At 70.5% G+C, this 14,684-nt stretch carries 11 protein-coding genes; 5 read left to right on the plus strand and 6 right to left on the minus strand.

Features of this window, described 5'->3' with window-relative positions:
• Positions 1 to 12 precede the first annotated feature (12 nt).
• Positions 13 to 885: a CHAD domain-containing protein gene (locus tag FHT36_RS22375; RefSeq protein ID WP_169124674.1), complete on the plus strand. Its 873-nt coding sequence runs from the start codon at positions 13 to 15 to the stop codon at positions 883 to 885.
• Positions 886 to 1,255: 370 nt separating this feature from the next.
• Positions 1,256 to 3,010, plus strand: coding sequence for an alpha/beta hydrolase (locus FHT36_RS22380; RefSeq protein ID WP_246702394.1), 1,755 nt, complete (start codon positions 1,256 to 1,258; stop codon positions 3,008 to 3,010).
• A 63-nt stretch (positions 3,011 to 3,073) separates the two neighbouring features.
• Here FHT36_RS22380 and FHT36_RS22385 read toward each other — a convergent pair whose 3' ends face one another.
• Together FHT36_RS22385 and mbfA are read right to left on the minus strand one after the other, a co-directional pair.
• Positions 3,074 to 4,057 carry a zinc-dependent alcohol dehydrogenase family protein gene (locus tag FHT36_RS22385; protein WP_169124675.1) on the minus strand — a complete coding sequence of 328 codons (984 nt, stop codon included), beginning with the start codon at positions 4,055 to 4,057 and terminating at the stop codon, positions 3,074 to 3,076.
• 81 nt (positions 4,058 to 4,138) lie between these two features.
• Entirely contained in the window at positions 4,139 to 5,116 is a 978-nt protein-coding gene (gene mbfA, locus FHT36_RS22390) for an iron exporter MbfA (protein ID WP_169124676.1), read from the minus strand.
• A 94-nt stretch (positions 5,117 to 5,210) separates the two neighbouring features.
• Between mbfA and FHT36_RS22395 the strand changes: the two genes are divergently transcribed.
• Positions 5,211 to 7,094: a heavy metal translocating P-type ATPase gene (locus FHT36_RS22395; RefSeq protein ID WP_169124677.1), complete on the plus strand. Its 1,884-nt coding sequence runs from the start codon at positions 5,211 to 5,213 to the stop codon at positions 7,092 to 7,094.
• A gap of 3 nt (positions 7,095 to 7,097) precedes the next feature.
• On the opposite strand, the gene FHT36_RS22400 is transcribed toward FHT36_RS22395, so the two are convergent.
• From FHT36_RS22400 to FHT36_RS24620, 4 genes are all read right to left on the minus strand, one after another.
• Complete coding sequence (locus tag FHT36_RS22400) at positions 7,098 to 8,213, minus strand: tryptophan 7-halogenase (protein WP_169124678.1); 1,116 nt, start codon at positions 8,211 to 8,213, stop codon at positions 7,098 to 7,100.
• On the minus strand, positions 8,210 to 10,321 hold the full coding sequence (locus FHT36_RS22405) for a LodA/GoxA family CTQ-dependent oxidase (protein ID WP_169124679.1): 2,112 nt from the start codon (positions 10,319 to 10,321) through the stop codon (positions 8,210 to 8,212). The genes FHT36_RS22400 and FHT36_RS22405 overlap by 4 nt, the downstream gene beginning before the upstream one ends.
• A gap of 102 nt (positions 10,322 to 10,423) precedes the next feature.
• Positions 10,424 to 11,653: an argininosuccinate synthase gene (locus FHT36_RS22410; RefSeq protein WP_024280917.1), complete on the minus strand. Its 1,230-nt coding sequence runs from the start codon at positions 11,651 to 11,653 to the stop codon at positions 10,424 to 10,426.
• A gap of 85 nt (positions 11,654 to 11,738) precedes the next feature.
• Complete coding sequence (locus FHT36_RS24620; RefSeq protein ID WP_169124680.1) at positions 11,739 to 12,488, minus strand: phosphatase PAP2 family protein; 750 nt, start codon at positions 12,486 to 12,488, stop codon at positions 11,739 to 11,741.
• Positions 12,489 to 12,598: 110 nt separating this feature from the next.
• On the opposite strand from FHT36_RS24620, the gene FHT36_RS22420 reads away from it, so the two are divergent.
• Complete coding sequence (locus FHT36_RS22420; RefSeq protein ID WP_169124681.1) at positions 12,599 to 13,213, plus strand: 2-hydroxychromene-2-carboxylate isomerase; 615 nt, start codon at positions 12,599 to 12,601, stop codon at positions 13,211 to 13,213.
• A gap of 261 nt (positions 13,214 to 13,474) precedes the next feature.
• A complete protein-coding gene (locus FHT36_RS22425) occupies positions 13,475 to 14,605 on the plus strand; it encodes a glycosyltransferase (protein WP_169124682.1) in 1,131 nt (376 codons plus the stop codon).
• Positions 14,606 to 14,684 lie beyond the last annotated feature (79 nt).

A 14,684-nucleotide genomic window follows, 5' to 3' on the forward strand; every position in this document is an offset into this window, starting at 1 on the left:
AGCAAAATGCCCATGCTGGATGTCGCGACCCCCGATGCCGAACGCGTGACCCCGCCCTTGCCGCCGCCCCGCGCGGCGGGAGATGCGCTGGCGGACGCTCTCGCGGCGACCATCGAGACCGTGGCCGCCGCGGTGGCCGATCCCGATCCGGTGGAGATGGTGCACGACGCCCGCAAGGCCATGAAGCAGTATCGGGCCTTGCTCCGCCTCATTCCCGGCGAGGATGCCAAGGCCGAGCGGCGGCGCACGGCGGAGGTGGCACGCCAGCTTTCCGGCGCCCGTGACCAGGTGGCGGCCCGCGATGCGCTGGACGTGATGGCCAAGGGCGGTTTCCTCCTCGCCTGCGATCAGACCGACGCCGAGGGGGTGCTGGGCGAGGACGCGGCCGATGACCGCGGCGAGCATCGCGCCACGCTCGGGGGCTTCCTCGTCTCCGCCCGCGCGGCCCTGGCCGACACGCTGGCGGCGCAGGCGAGGGAGGCGGATGTGACGAAGGGGCTGGTGAAGGCCTACAGGCAGGCCCGCCGTGCCCCCTTCGATACGCCAGAGGACATGCACGAGGCGCGCAAGCGCGTCGTCACCCACCGCTACCAGATGAGTTTCCTCGCCGAAGCCTTCGGCCACGGGGCGAAGCGCGCCCGCGCCGCGCAGCGGCTGCGCGACCTGCTCGGCGCCTATCAGGACATCGAGACCCTGCGCCCCATGCTGGATGCGGCCGGTGACGCGCTGGCGGAAGGCACGCGCGAGCGGCTCGGCCTCGCCATGGACCGGGCGCAGAAGCGGCTGCGCAAGCGCGCGCTCCGGCAGCACGCGGCCTTGTTCCGGCGCAGCGCCAAGGCCTTTCGCGACAGCTGCCGGGAGCGCGTCGGCGCGGCGTCCAATTGACGCGTATCATTGCCGGTCGCGGCGCGGGGCGGCCTCATCGTCATCAAAGCGCCGTGAGAAGCGGCAAAAGCTAAGTCAGCAAAGCTCGAGCGTCCGGCACGAGGCCGGGCGAGGCTCCGGCATCCGTTTCAAGTCCCGGGCGCGTTCCGCGCCCTGAAGAGATCGGCCGATGGTCAACCTGCCCGCCAATTCGCCCCGTATCCAGCCCCAGACCGTGGGCGGAGCGCCCGCCGCCGCGCCGGAGCCGGCCCCCGCGCCCGCCGTGACCGCGCAGGAGGTGCCGGCGTCCGGTGCCGATCTCGCCCGCGCCGCCATGGATTTCTCCAAGCTGCCCGAGGCCGGGCGGCTGTTTGCCCAGGCGTGGGCGCGCATGGCCTTCCATGACGAGGAGGATTTCGAGCGCGGCCCCGGGCCGGAAGCCCTGCGCGCGGTGGACCGCGCCGCCGCCGCGCTTTCCGCCCGCGCCACTTCGGGTCTCTCGCCCACCGCGCTCTCCCTGTCGCTGATGGACTGGTGGATGCATCTGGCCGCCGCCCCCGGCAAGCAGGCGGAGCTGGCGCTGAAGGCGTGGCGCAAGTCGGCGCGGCTCGGCGCCTACATGGTCGCCTCCAGCTTCGACCGGAACTTTCCCAACTGCATCCAGCCGCTGCCGGGGGATGAGCGGTTCAGCGCCCCGGCGTGGCAGGACTGGCCGTTCCGCTTCTGGTACCAGGCCTTCCTGCTGAACCAGCAATGGTGGCACAACGCCACCCACGGCGTGCCGGGCGTTGCGCCCCACAATGAGGCGGTGGTGGCCTTCACCGCCCGCCAGTTGCTCGACGTCTTCTCCCCCTCCAATTCGCCCTTCACCAATCCCGAGGTGCTGCGCCGGGCGCGGGAGACGGGCGGGCTCAATTTCGTGCAGGGCGCGCGCAACCTTCTGGAGGATGCGGCCCGCAAGGCCTCCGGCCAGCCGCCGATGGGCGCGGAGGCGTTTGAGCCGGGCCGCAACGTGGCGGTAACGCCGGGCGAGGTGATCTTCCGCAATCACCTCGTGGAGCTGATCCAGTATCGCGCAACCACCGCCACGGTCGCCGCCGAGCCGGTGCTGATCGTGCCGGCCTGGATCATGAAATATTACATCCTCGATCTCTCGCCCGAGAACTCGCTGATCCGCTACCTCGTGTCCAAGGGCCACACGGTGTTCTGCCTCTCCTGGCGCAACGTGACGGCGGAGGACCGCGACCTCGGCTTCGACGACTATCGCAGCGAGGGCGTGATGGCGGCGCTGGAGGCCATCAATGCGGTGGTGCCGGGCGAGAAGGTGCATGCGGTGGGCTATTGCCTCGGCGGCACGCTGCTCTCCATCACCGCCGGGGCCATGGCGCGCGATGACGACGACCGGCTCGCCTCCGTGACGCTGTTCGCGGCGCAGACCGATTTCTCCGAGGCGGGCGAGCTGCAATTGTTCGTGGACCCCGGCGAGCTCTACACGCTCGAAAGCATGATGTGGGACCAGGGCGTGCTCTCGTCCGGGCAGATGGCCGGGGCGTTCGAGATGCTGCGCTCCAACGATCTCGTCTGGTCGCGCCTCGTCCATGAATATCTGATGGGCGAGCGCACGCCCATGAACGACCTGATGGCCTGGAACGCCGATGCCACCCGCATGCCCTACCGCATGCATTCCCAGTATCTGCGCCAGCTCTTCCTCGACAACGACCTCGCCGCCGGCCGCTACAAGGTGGAGGGGCGCCCCATCTCGCTGCAGGACATCGACGTGCCGCTATTCGTGGTGGGGACCGAGCGGGACCACGTGGCGCCGTGGCGCTCGGTCTACAAGATCCACCAGCTGACCGACACGGACGTGACCTTCGTGCTGACCTCCGGCGGGCACAATGCCGGTATCGTCAGCGAGCCGGGGCACAAGCACCGGCATTTCCGCCTGCACGAGACCCGCCACGGCGACCACCATCTCGGCCCCGACCAGTGGGTGGAGGCGACGCCGATTGAGGAGGGCTCGTGGTGGCCGGCGTGGGAGGCCTTCCTGTCCGCCCGCTCCACCCCCGGCCGCGCCCTGCCGCCCTTGGGTGCGCCCGGCTATCCGGTGCTCTGCCCGGCGCCGGGAACCTATGTGATGCAGCGCTAGCGAATTTCACGAGACGCATTTTCTTCACGCGAACCGGACTCCACTTCGCTTGAAAATGCTTTGTTACGGCACCAGCACGGCCGCCCCTTCCAGCCGCCCGCCGCGCAAATCGTCCAGCGCGCGGTTGGCCTCGGAGAGGGGATAGGGCGTGACGTGGGTGGAGACGCCGGCCTTGGGCGCTAGCGCGAGGAATTCGTGGGCGTCGGCGCGGGTGAGGTTGGCGACGGAGAGAATCTTCCGCTCCTCCCACAGCCAGCGATAGGGGAAGGCGGGGATGTCGCTCATGTGGATGCCGCCGCACACCACGCGCCCGCCCTTGCGGACGGCTTTGAGCGCCTGCGGCACCAGCTCGCCCGCCGGGGCGAAGATGAGGGCGGCATCCAGCGGCTCCGGCGGCGGGGCATCCGAGCTGCCGGCATAGACGGCACCGAGCGTTCGGGCGAAATCCTGCGCCCGCCGGTCGCCGGGCCGGGTGAAGGCATAGATATCCCGCCCCTGCCAGCGCGCCACCTGGGCGATGATGTGGGCGGCGGCGCCGAAGCCGTAGAGGCCGATGCGCTTGCCCTCGCCTGCCATTTTCAGCGTGCGCCAGCCGATGAGCCCGGCGCAGAGCAAGGGCGCCAGCGCGATGTCCTCGCCCGCCTCGCCGAGGGGATAGACGAAGCGTGCATCGGCGACCGTATGGCTGGCGAAGCCGCCGTCGCGGGTGCAGCCGGTGAAGACCGGCGCATCGCACAGGTTTTCCGCGCCCTCTTCACAATAAGAGCAGCAGCCGCAGGCGCGGCCGAGCCAGCCGACGCCCACCCGCTCGCCGATGTTGAGATGGGAAACCCCCGCGCCCAGTGCCGCGACGCGCCCGACGATCTCATGGCCGGGGATGATGGGCAGCCGCGTCTGCGGCAGCTCGCCGTCCACCACATGCAGATCGGTGCGGCAGACGCCGCAGGCGCCGACCTTGATGAGCACGTCCCCCGGCCCCGGCACGGGATCGGGCCGCTCCTCGGCGACAAGGGGACCGCCGACCTCTTTCAGGACCATGGCGCGCATGAGGGGCCTCGCGATATCGCAGGCAGGCACCCTCTCATGCGGCGGGCGCGGGAGCCATGATCTCCCGCAACGGCAGGCGGCTCAGCTGCCGCCGATGAAGATGCCCGCCGCCAGCACCAGCGCGCCGCCGAGCACGATCTGGAAGACCGAGCGCCAGAAGGGCGTCTCCATGTAGCGGTTCTGGATGAAGGCGATGGCCCACAATTCGATGAAGACCACGATGATGGCGATGGCCGTCGCGGTCCAGAATTCGGGGATGATGTAGGGCAGAGCGTGGCCGAGGCCGCCCACCGCGGTCATGATGCCGGAGGAGAGGCCGCGCTTCAGCGGCGAGCCGCGGCCGGAGATGACGCCGTCATCGTGCAGCGCCTCGGTGAAGCCCATGGAGATGCCGGCGCCCACCGCCGCCGCCAGGCCGACGAGCAGGGTGGTGTGGGAATTCTGCGTGGCGAAGGCGGTGGCGAAGATGGGCGCCAGCGTCGAGACCGAGCCGTCCATCAGGCCCGCGAGGCCCGGCTGCACGAAGGTGAGCAGGAACTGCCGGCGGGCCTTCTCGTCCTCTTCCTTCTTCTTGTCGGCGGGCAAATAGCGGTCGGCGAGGTTGCCGGCGATCTCCTCGTGCTGCAGCTCGGTCTGGTAGAGGCTTTCCAGCAGCTTGCGCGTGCCGGGATCGGACGTCTTCTGCTGCGCATTCAGATAGAAGTTGGCGGCCTCGTCCTCCATCCGCCCCACCTCGGCGCGGATGCGCTCGATGCCGAGGTTCACCACCGCCCAGACCGGCCGGCGGCCGTAATAGCCGGCGATGCTCTCGCGGCGGATCAGCGGCACGGTGCCGCCGTAGCGCCGTTCATATTCGCGGGTGAGGCTGGTCTGATGGCCGCGCTCCTGCGCCGCCATGCTCTCGAACACCTTGGCCGTGTCGGGATACTCGCCGCGCAGCGCTTCGGCATATTCCATGTAGATGCGCGCGTCGTCTTCCTCGGAGGAGACGGCGAGGGCGAGCACTTCCCGTTCCGAAAGGTCTGCAAATCGGCGGCGGCCGGAAAGGAACGACAACATGCCGGGTGACTCCTGTTTAGAACTCTTCTAACAATCTGGTGTGCGCGCGACAACAGCGACGGCAGTGCGACCAAAGCGCCGCACCGGGGGAGAGATGTCGGAGCCGGGCCATATCCAGAGCGAGGCCGCCGCCGGGCGGAACCGGTACCTTCTGCTCGCCGCCGCCGTGCTGCCCCTCGTCGTGGGGCTGCTGCTCCAGCTGATGGGGATGAAGGGGGCCGCCTCGGCCGCCTTCGCCGTGGGCACCGTGCCGGTTCTGGCGGTGCTGCTTATCGACATCGCCCGGTCCCTGCGCGCGGGCCGGTTCGGCCTCGATGTGCTGGCCGCGCTCTCCATGGCCGCGGCTCTGGCCTTCGGCGAGCCTCTGGCGGGCAACGTGGTCGCGCTCATGTATGCGGGCGGCCAGCAGTTGGAGCGGTTCGCGGAAGGCCGTGCCCGACGGGAGATGACCGCCCTTGCCGCCCGCGCCCCGCGCGATGCGGTGCTGCATCTCGATGGCGGGCTGGTGGTCGTCGCGGCGGTGGATCTGGTGGCCGGCGACCGTGTGCTGGTGCGCTCCGGCGATACCGTGCCCGCCGACGGCGCGGTCATTGGCGGCCCGGCGGTGCTCGACCTCTCCTCCCTGACCGGCGAGACGCGGCCGGCCCGGCTGGAGGATGGCGAGGAGGCCCCCTCCGGCGCGGTGAATGCTGGCGATGCCTTCGATCTCGCCATCGTCAGGCCGGCGGCGGAAAGCACCTATGCGGGCATCGTGCGCCTCGTGGAGGAGGCTGCATCCAGCCGCGCGCCCATGGTGCGCCTCGCCGACCGCTACGCGCTCGCCTTCCTTCTCGTCTCTTTGGCCCTCGCCATCGGTGCCGCGGTGCTGGCGCACGATCCGCGCCGGGCGCTGGCGGTGCTGGTGGTGGCGACGCCCTGTCCGCTCATCCTCGCCGTGCCGGTGGCGCTCATGGCCGGCCTGTCGCGGGCGGCCAAGCGCGGCGTGCTGGTGAAGAGCGGCGGCGCGCTGGAGAAGCTCGCCCGCGTCCGTGCCCTGGTGGTGGACAAGACCGGCACCCTCACCCACGGGCGGGCCGAGCTGGAGGAGGTGCGCACCGCGCCGGAGTTCGAGCCGGACGACGTGCTGCGCCTTGCTGCCTCCCTCGATCAGGCCTCGAGCCATGTGGTGGCGCAGGCGCTGGTCGGCGCCGCGCAGGGCAGTGGCCTTGCGCTCTCGCCGCCCCTCGGGGTGAAGGAGGATGGCGGCGCGGGGCTCGAGGGATGGGTCGAGGGCCGGGCGGTCGCGGTGGGCGGCACGGCCTATGTGGCCGCGCGTTCGTCCGGCGACTGGAGCGAACTCAGGGCGCAGCTTCCCTCCGCGAGCGCAGTGGTTGCGGTGGCCGTGGATGGCCGGCCGGCGGGGCTGCTGCTGTTCGCCGATCCGGTGCGCGACGATGCCCCGGAGATGATTGCCGCGCTGCGCCGGGGCGGCGTCACCTATGTGGCGCTGGCCTCGGGCGATCGGTCGGAGGCGGTGGATGCGGTCGGGCTGGCCCTCGGCCTCGACGCCTGGACGGGAGAGCTGACGCCGCAGGGCAAGATCGAGCACATCGCCTTGGCGCGGGAGACGGTCAACGGCGGCGGCGTGATGATGGTGGGCGACGGCGTGAACGATGCTCCCGCCCTCGCCGCCGCCGACATCGGCGTCGCGCTGGGCGCGCGGGGCGCGGCGGCCTCCGCCGAGGTGGCGGATGCGGTGCTGCTGGTGGACCGGCTCGACCGCCTCGCCGAGGCCATGGCCATCGCCCGCCGGTCGCTCGCCATCGCGCGGCAGAGCGTGCGCTGGGGCATCGGCCTGTCGCTCGTGGGCATGGTGGCGGCGGCCTTCGGCTATCTCCAGCCGGTGCAGGGCGCGCTGCTGCAGGAGGCCATCGACGTGGTGGTCATCCTCAACGCTCTGCGCGTGCTCATTCCGGGGCCGGGGGAGGGCGCGGACTGAGCCCTATGCGGCGGCCTGAACCTGCCGTCGGCGCCAGAACCGGGCGTCGGGCCAGCGCGCCTCCGTTGCATAGAAGGCCGCGCGCAGCCGCACGCCGGCGGTGAAGCGGGCGAATACGCGGTCCTGATAGGCGCGCAGCGCGCCGTCCTCCCCCGCCCGCGCCCCGGCGATGGCGTCGGCGGCGGCGATGCCGTCCTCCAGCGCGCGGGTCAGGCCCTGCGACAGCAGGGGATCGAGGCAGGCGGCGGCATCGCCCACGGCGAGCCATCCGGGTCCCGCGACGGCGCTGAGGATGGCGGTGGGTGCGATGGCGATGCGCGGCGGCGCATCCGCGCCCTCAGGGCGGCCGCGCAAGATTTCGGGACCGATGAGGCGCGTGCCAGCGAGGGCGGCGCGGAAGGCAGCAGCGTCGGCGAAGCGACCGCCGGCATCCGGATCTGTGGCGAGGCCCACCACCGCCCGACTGCCGGGAATGCGGCTCGCATACCACCAGCCGTCCGGCGCGGCTTCCAGGAAGGTGCGGGCGGGGACGGCCTCGGGCTCTGTGAGAGCGAGAAGGGTCCAGTGGAAGACGATGGCATCCACGCTGTTGCGCGCCACCTTGAGGCTGCGGAGCGCCGCCGCGCGCACGCCGCTGGCGTCCACCACCAGCCCGGCGGTGACCTCGAAGGGACCATCCGCGCCCTCGAAGCGGAGGCGGTGGCCCGCCCCCTCCGGCGCCATCATCCGCAGGCGGCCGGAGTGGAGCGGCACGCCCGCAGCCTGCGCCTCGGCCCTCAAATCGGCATCGAAGCCGGCGCGGTCGAGATGCCAGCCGCCGCCGAACGGATTGGCGAAGCCGTCACTGTGGTGGGGCTCCGCCTTGCCCCACACGGCGGTCGATCCCAGCGCCGGCAGGTGGCCGCGCGCGACGAAGCGGTCCATGAGGCCGAGGCGGGAGAGCAGCGGCAGGGCGGCGCCGGGAATGGTCTCGCCGATGCGCGGGCCATCCCCCGCGCCGGCCTCGAACAGCGTGACATCGCCGATGCCGTGCCGCGCCAGCGCGATCGCCGTGGCGCAGCCGGCCGGCCCCGCGCCGACGATGGCGACGCCCACACGACTTGATGTCGGGCCGCTCACGGTGCCGGCGGGCTGTTGAAGGTGGGCCAGGGGGCGACCATCTGGCTCGTGTCATTCTCGAAGAAGCAGGCGACTTCGAGGAAGGGATCCTCAGGCGCGGCGGGGCGGGCGTCCGGGTTGATCCGGCTCGCCTGCACCACGAAGCCGACCTTCTGCCAGTTGACGAGGAAATCCGCCGCCCGCTGGAAGCGCCCGGCATTGGCCGGATAGATCGTGGTCGTCCCCGCCCCGCGCACGGCGAAGAGCTGGCGCCCCGGCACCCAGCCGGTGGCGGGATCGAAGCGCGCCAGCCCCTGCGGATACACCACCACCGGCCGCTCGGCGGGCCACGACCAGTAGAGCGTCTGGTCAGTATTGGAGGGGCTCTCCGGCGGGTGGGAGGCGCAGTGGTTGTAGTCCGTGTGCCAGGGCGCGGCCATGAACTTGGAGAAGTCGCCCGGCTCCAGCGGGATGGGGCGCAGGGGGATGTAGCCCACCGTGAGGAACGCCCGGTCGGCACGGGCCTTCGTATAGTCGAGCGGGGCGGCGTTGATGCGGAACGGGCCGCCCGGCGTGCTCGCCCAGTCCTGGATGAACAGGTTGCGGTCGCGCACCGGATAGGACACCTCGATGCCCGGGCTGAAGCGTCCGCCGAGGCAATTGGCCAGCGCCACTCGGTCCATCTCCTCGCCGTCGCCCAGCTTCAGGCGCCGCTCGGGGGTGAACACGCCTTTGTGCCACTGGCGCAGTAGGTAATGCTGCGTGGGCGTGAGGGTGAGGAACGGCCGGTCCGTGTCGCCCAGCGCCAGCGGCATCATGGGCGTGCCCGCGGCGAGGCTCTTGGGATTGTCCGGATTGCGGATGAGGCCGTCGAAGTCGGGGATCTTGTCGGTGGGCCGGTCCGCCGGGGTGATGGCGCCGATGCGGTTGTGGGCGGCGATGGCGGGCGCCGGCAGATTGGTGTTCCAGCGCTGGAGCATCACCGCATGGAACAGCGGGCGGGCATCGTCCGCGAAGGAGGCGGCAAAGCGCGGGCTGAACACGCCTCCGGCGTAAAGCTCCGGCTCCAGCGCCAGCTGGCGGACGAAGGTGTCGTAGACCTCGTCCCAGGCGGTGACGACATTGCGCGTCTGCGGCGCGAAGCCCGGATCGCCGCACATCACCCAGGCCGGGGCGGCCATGAGCGCGGAGCCGTCCTCGAAGATGAGGCGCGCCGAGACCGGCCCGTCGCCGATATCGTCGAACCAGCTGGTGTTCTCCGCCCCGCTGCGCTCGTTGACGTTTGGCGGACCCTTGGGGGTGGAGATACCCACCGTCGCGCCGAAGCCGCCGGCGAGGATGAGGCGGCCCGTGCCCGCCTCCACCCGCATGTCGCCCAGCCGGGTGAGGGGATCGGCCGGCACGTGCAGGGTGAAATGGTCCCCGGGGAAACTCACGGGATAATCGGGCAGCGTCCGCACCGGCGTCGCGCCCTCGCCGAGGCAGCTCGCGGGCGTCGCGCGGTCGAAGATGGAGATACGGCCCTGATCGGCGCGGGCGGAAAGGGCGCGCGGGCCGGGATCGATGACGAGGCGCCTCAGGCGCTCGGGGCTGTCGAGGGGGCCGTCATGCGGGCGGCGGATGGGCATCAGCCGGCCATCGGCGAAGCCGGCGAGGGCGGGGAAGTGGCCCGGCGTGTCCTCCATGGAGAAGCAGTTCAGCTTCTTGTTGGCGAGGTGCGCCTGCCAGACGATGTCGGCCACGCGCTTGCCGCCGATGACCGCGCCGAGCGTGACCTCGGTGCTCTCGCCGGTGGGCCAGCCCGTGCGGGTATAGGCATAGATGCGGAAGCGCGCGGCCTGCCGCTTGAGCCGGCCCTGGCCGTCGCGGAAGCCGTCTGCGGTGATGGGCTGGCCGGTCGCGGCGTCGAGGGGGAGCCCGCCCCACAGCCCCGCGCCGGAGGCGGGCAGCTCGCCGGCCGCGGTCTCGGGGGCGAGGTAATAGTCCGGGCTGTTGCCGACGCGCGCGATGCCGATGGCGGGATGGATGCGCAGCACCGGGGCGGGGGCATCATCGGCCGCCGCAAGGCCGGAGGTGGCGGCGAGCAGCGTGGAGCCCGCAGCGCCTTTCAGAAGGTCCCGACGATCCATGATTCCGCCCCCAAAGCGGGACGGAGTGTGTCCGTTTGAAAGTCTGGCGCAAAGCGCAAAATGCGCCTCGCGCCAGATGTATTTCAGCCCTTTAGGCGATCCCTATTCCGAGATCTTGCGGGCGCGGCTGCCCAGCGTGCGCAGGCGCAGCGCGTTGAGCTTGATGAAGCCGGCGGCGTCGCGGTGGTCGTAGGCGACGGCGCCTTCCTCGAACGTGACCAGCTCCTGGTTGTAGAGCGAGTAGGGGCTCTTGCGGCCGACCACGGTGGCGTTGCCCTTGTAGAGCTTCACCGTCACCTCGCCGGTCACATAGGCCTGCGAGTGGTCGATGGCCGCCTGCAGCATCTCGCGCTCGGGGGAGAACCAGAAGCCGTTATAGATCAGCTCCGCATAGCGGGGCATCAACTCGTCCTTGAGGTGCGCCGCGCCGCGATCGAGCGTGATGCTCTCGATGCCGCGGTGGGCGGCCAGCAGGATGGTGCCGCCGGGGGTCTCGTAGATGCCGCGGCTCTTCATGCCGACGAAGCGGTTCTCCACGAGGTCGAGGCGGCCGATGCCGTTGGCCTTGCCCAGCTCGTTGAGCTTGGTGAGCAGGGTCGCGGGGGAGAGCGCCTCGCCGTTGATGGCCACCGCGTCGCCCTTGTCGAAGGCGATGGTGATGAGGGTCGCCTCGTCCGGGGCTTCCTCCGGCGAGATGGTGCGCTGGTAGACATATTCCGGCGCGTCGTCGGCGGGGTCTTCCAGCACCTTGCCCTCGGAGGAGGAGTGCAGGAGGTTCGCGTCCACCGAGAAGGGCGCCTCGCCGCGCTTGTCCTTGGCGATCGGGATCTGGTGCGCCTCGGCGAACTCCAGCAGGCGGGTGCGGGAGGTCAGGTCCCACTCGCGCCAGGGGGCGATGACGGTGATGTCCGGCTCGAGGGCGTAATAGCCCAGCTCGAAGCGCACCTGGTCGTTGCCCTTGCCGGTAGCGCCGTGGGCGACCGCATCGGCGCCCATCTTGCGGGCGATCTCGATCTGCTTCTTGGCGATCAGCGGGCGGGCGATGGAGGTGCCGAGCAGGTACAGGCCCTCATAGACCGCGTTGGCGCGGAACATGGGGAACACGTAGTCCCGCACGAATTCCTCGCGCACGTCCTCGATGAAGATGTTCTCGGGCTTGATGCCGAGCAGCTCCGCCTTCTTGCGCGCCGGCTCCAGCTCCTCGCCCTGGCCGAGGTCGGCGGTGAAGGTGATGACCTCGCAATTATAGGTGGTCTGGAGCCACTTCAGGATGACCGAGGTGTCGAGCCCGCCGGAATAGGCCAGCACCACCTTCTTCACGTCACGCGCCATCACGTCTCTCGGCTGTTTGGGGAAAATCGGCGCGGACTATAGGCGCGCGGGGCGGCGTGGCAAGCCGTCTCGGTCAAGGATCGGCTCAGGCCCTGCCGGCAAGCCGGTGGATGCCCGCCTTCAGGGCGAGGCCGGCATTGCCGATGGCGTCTTCCACAGAGGCATCGGTGGGGCTGCGCGCCCGGTCGTAGAGCCAGAGCCGCATGCCGACGATGAGCAGGATGACCAGCACGCCGGAAAACACCACATCGGTGAAGAAGTGCCCGCCGAAGGCGATGCGCAGCCCGCCGGCCAGCGCGCCGAAGGAGACCGCCGCCACCATCGCCACCGCCCCCGCCGGGCCGGACACGAGGCTCGCCGGCGCCACCAGCCAGAAGCCGAGGGAGCCTTCGCCGGAGACGAAGGAGCAATTGGTGGGGCAGGTGCCGTCGGTGGCGTACCAGGGGCGGAAGGTGTCCTTGCCGCCGAAGGTATCCACATGCACCGGACGCGGCCGGCCCCAATGCTCCTTGAGGATACCGTTGACCAGAAGGCCCGGCCCCAGCGCCATGGTGACGGCGAGCAGCACCGCCGCCCGCGCCGGCATGAACATTTTTCCCCGGGGAAAAATGAACTTGAGGATGATGGCGGCGAAGGCCGGGCCGGCGAAGACCCAGGGCAGCCAGTTGGCGAGGGTGCGGATATTGGCCGCCCAGCCGAGGCCGGCGACGCCGAAATTGCGCCGGCTGGCGTTCCAGAACAGGCTGGAGATGGCCATGTCCCACTCGGGGAACACCGCGAACAGGATCGCCACCGCGGCCCCGATCACCAGCGCGAAGAACAGCACCCACTTCACCGCGTCGCCAGCTCCGATCCGGGATTGATCCAGCCTGTTGATCCAGACCCTTGCACGCGGGGCTTCCCCCGCCGCACTCTTCCGCCGCGATGTACAGGCCGGAGGAGCCCATGGCCAGCGGCACCCTCGATTTCTATTACGAGTTCGCCTCGCCCTATTCATATCTCGCCGCCTGCCGCATTGCCGCTTTGGCCGAGCTTGCGGACGTGCGGGTGAACTGGAAGCCGTTCCTGCTCGGCCCCATCTTCGCCGCGCAGGGCTACACAAGCTCGCCGTTCAACGTCTATCCCCTGAAGGGCGCGCATATGTGGCGGGATCTCGACCGCCTTGCCGCCGCCCAGCGCCTGCCGCCCATCACCAAGCCCGCGACCTTTCCGGCCAACGGCCTTCTGGCCGCGCGGGTGGCGATCCACCTCAACGATGCCTGCCGGCCCTCCTTCACCCGCGCTCTGTTCTCCGCCGAATTCGCGCAGGGCCGCGACATTTCGGACCGGGAGACCATCCGCCAGGTGCTCGCCGGCCTCGGCCATTTCTGGGACGAGGTGATCTCCGACGCCGAATCCGAGGTGAACAAGGCGCGCCTGCGCGCCCAGACCGAGGAGGCGCAGGCCCGCGGCGTGTTCGGCGCCCCCACCTTCTTCACGGCGGACGGCGAGCTGTTCTGGGGCAACGACCGGCTGGAAATGGCGCTGGACCACGCCCGGAGTCTCGCCCGGGCGGCGTGAGGGGCGACCATCTGCCCAGGCGGCGACCTGCGGGAGCCGCATCCCGGAATGCGGTCCAACGCGGCTGCCCCTTTTCGGCCCGGACTTGGCGGTACGGCGTTCGTCTTCGATGAGCATGCCGTGCGTCAGCATCAAGGGGGAGCGGTGGACGTTGTATTTCTGGACGGTGGTCTGAATGCCCGCGGCGGGCATAGCTACAGCCTGGTCAAGAAGGTGGGGGCCGCGGTCGCGGCGCGCGGCCATCGCGTGCGGATCTTCGGCATGCGGACCATGGATCGGGAGATCGCGGACGAACTGGGTGCCGTCCCCCATTTCAGCGCATCGCTTTATGACAGCGTCCAGCCGACGCCGTTGGAACTGGCCAGGCACCGCTTCGGGGGTGCGCTGCGCCTGCAACGCGCCCGCTCCCACCTTCTGCGGGAGCGGATCAGCGCGGAACGGCTCAATGCCGGCTTCCGCGCCGATCTGGAGGCCCTGCCTGCCGGGGTGCTGGCGCGGGGAACCCTCGTCGTCCTCCCCAACGTGATGCAGAACCAGATCATGGGTGTCGTCCAGGCGCTGAGCGCGCTGCCGGAGGCCGGGCGCCCCCGCGTCGTCTGCCAATTGATGTTCGCGCCCGACTGGATTCCCTGGCGACGGTCCGGCCAGCTGGGACCGGGCATTTACGCGCAGGCGTTCGCGCTAGCGCGCCCTTTGATCGGCCGCTGCCTCGTCTTCGGAACGGAAAATGCTGCCATCGCCGCTCTCTATCGCGACGGCTACGGCATCGAGCCCATCCGCCTGCCGGTTCCGTTCGGCAACGTGGAGCGGGCGCGGCCGGTGCCGGAGCGACCGGTGTTCGGTTTCTTGGGCGTTTCCAAGAACGACAAGGGGTTTCATCTCCTGCCCGACGCCATCCGGCAGTGCCGGGAGCAGGGGCTCGCGGGGGATTTCGTGGTTCAGGTGCAGCGGGACGGGCACGAGGCTGAAACGGCGGTGGCCGAACAGGCGCTGCGCGCGCTCCCTTATGTGCGCCTCATCGACCGGGTTCTGACGGACGAGGACTTCGCCGCCGAAACCCGCAAGGTGGATGCCATGCTGCTGCCCTATGACCCGCAGGTGTTCGGCATGCGCGGCTCGGGCATCTTCACCCAGTCTGCCGCCGCCGGCCGGCCGGTGGTAGCCTCGGCCGGGACCTACGCCGCGGCGTCCATCGCCGGCGGCGATGCGGAGGGAGAGGTGTTCGCCCCCTACGACGCCGCCGCTTTCGCGGCCGCCATCCTCAGGCTGGCCGGCCGGCTGGAGGACAGCCATGCGCGCGCCGCAGGTCTCGCCGACCGGTTCGCGCAGGCGACCAGCGCGGAGGCCTATGTGGATGCGCTGCTGGCGCAGGCAGGTGCTCCGTCCGCCTGACCGGGGCCGGGCCGGGGGCCTGCGGGCGGGGTGCGGCGCTTTTTGTCGTCGCGCGTCGCCGGGCCTGTCGCAATGCCGC

The organism is Xanthobacter sp. SG618 (assembly GCF_012932745.1).
GTDB lineage: Bacteria > Pseudomonadota > Alphaproteobacteria > Rhizobiales > Xanthobacteraceae > Xanthobacter > Xanthobacter flavus.

Bases quoted from the DNA above. Each gene is read 5' to 3' on its own strand.
- FHT36_RS22375 (WP_169124674.1), top strand. From the start codon at position 13: ATGCTGGATGTCGCGACCCCCGATGCCGAACGCGTGACCCCGCCCTTG.
- FHT36_RS22380 (WP_246702394.1), top strand. From the start codon at position 1,256: ATGGCCTTCCATGACGAGGAGGATTTCGAGCGCGGCCCCGGGCCGGAA.
- FHT36_RS22385 (WP_169124675.1), bottom strand. From the start codon at position 4,057: ATGCGCGCCATGGTCCTGAAAGAGGTCGGCGGTCCCCTTGTCGCCGAG.
- mbfA (WP_169124676.1), bottom strand. From the start codon at position 5,116: ATGTTGTCGTTCCTTTCCGGCCGCCGCCGATTTGCAGACCTTTCGGAA.
- FHT36_RS22395 (WP_169124677.1), top strand. From the start codon at position 5,211: ATGTCGGAGCCGGGCCATATCCAGAGCGAGGCCGCCGCCGGGCGGAAC.
- FHT36_RS22405 (WP_169124679.1), bottom strand. From the start codon at position 10,321: ATGGATCGTCGGGACCTTCTGAAAGGCGCTGCGGGCTCCACGCTGCTC.
- FHT36_RS22410 (WP_024280917.1), bottom strand. From the start codon at position 11,653: ATGGCGCGTGACGTGAAGAAGGTGGTGCTGGCCTATTCCGGCGGGCTC.
- FHT36_RS22420 (WP_169124681.1), top strand. From the start codon at position 12,599: ATGGCCAGCGGCACCCTCGATTTCTATTACGAGTTCGCCTCGCCCTAT.
- FHT36_RS22425 (WP_169124682.1), top strand. From the start codon at position 13,475: ATGCGGACCATGGATCGGGAGATCGCGGACGAACTGGGTGCCGTCCCC.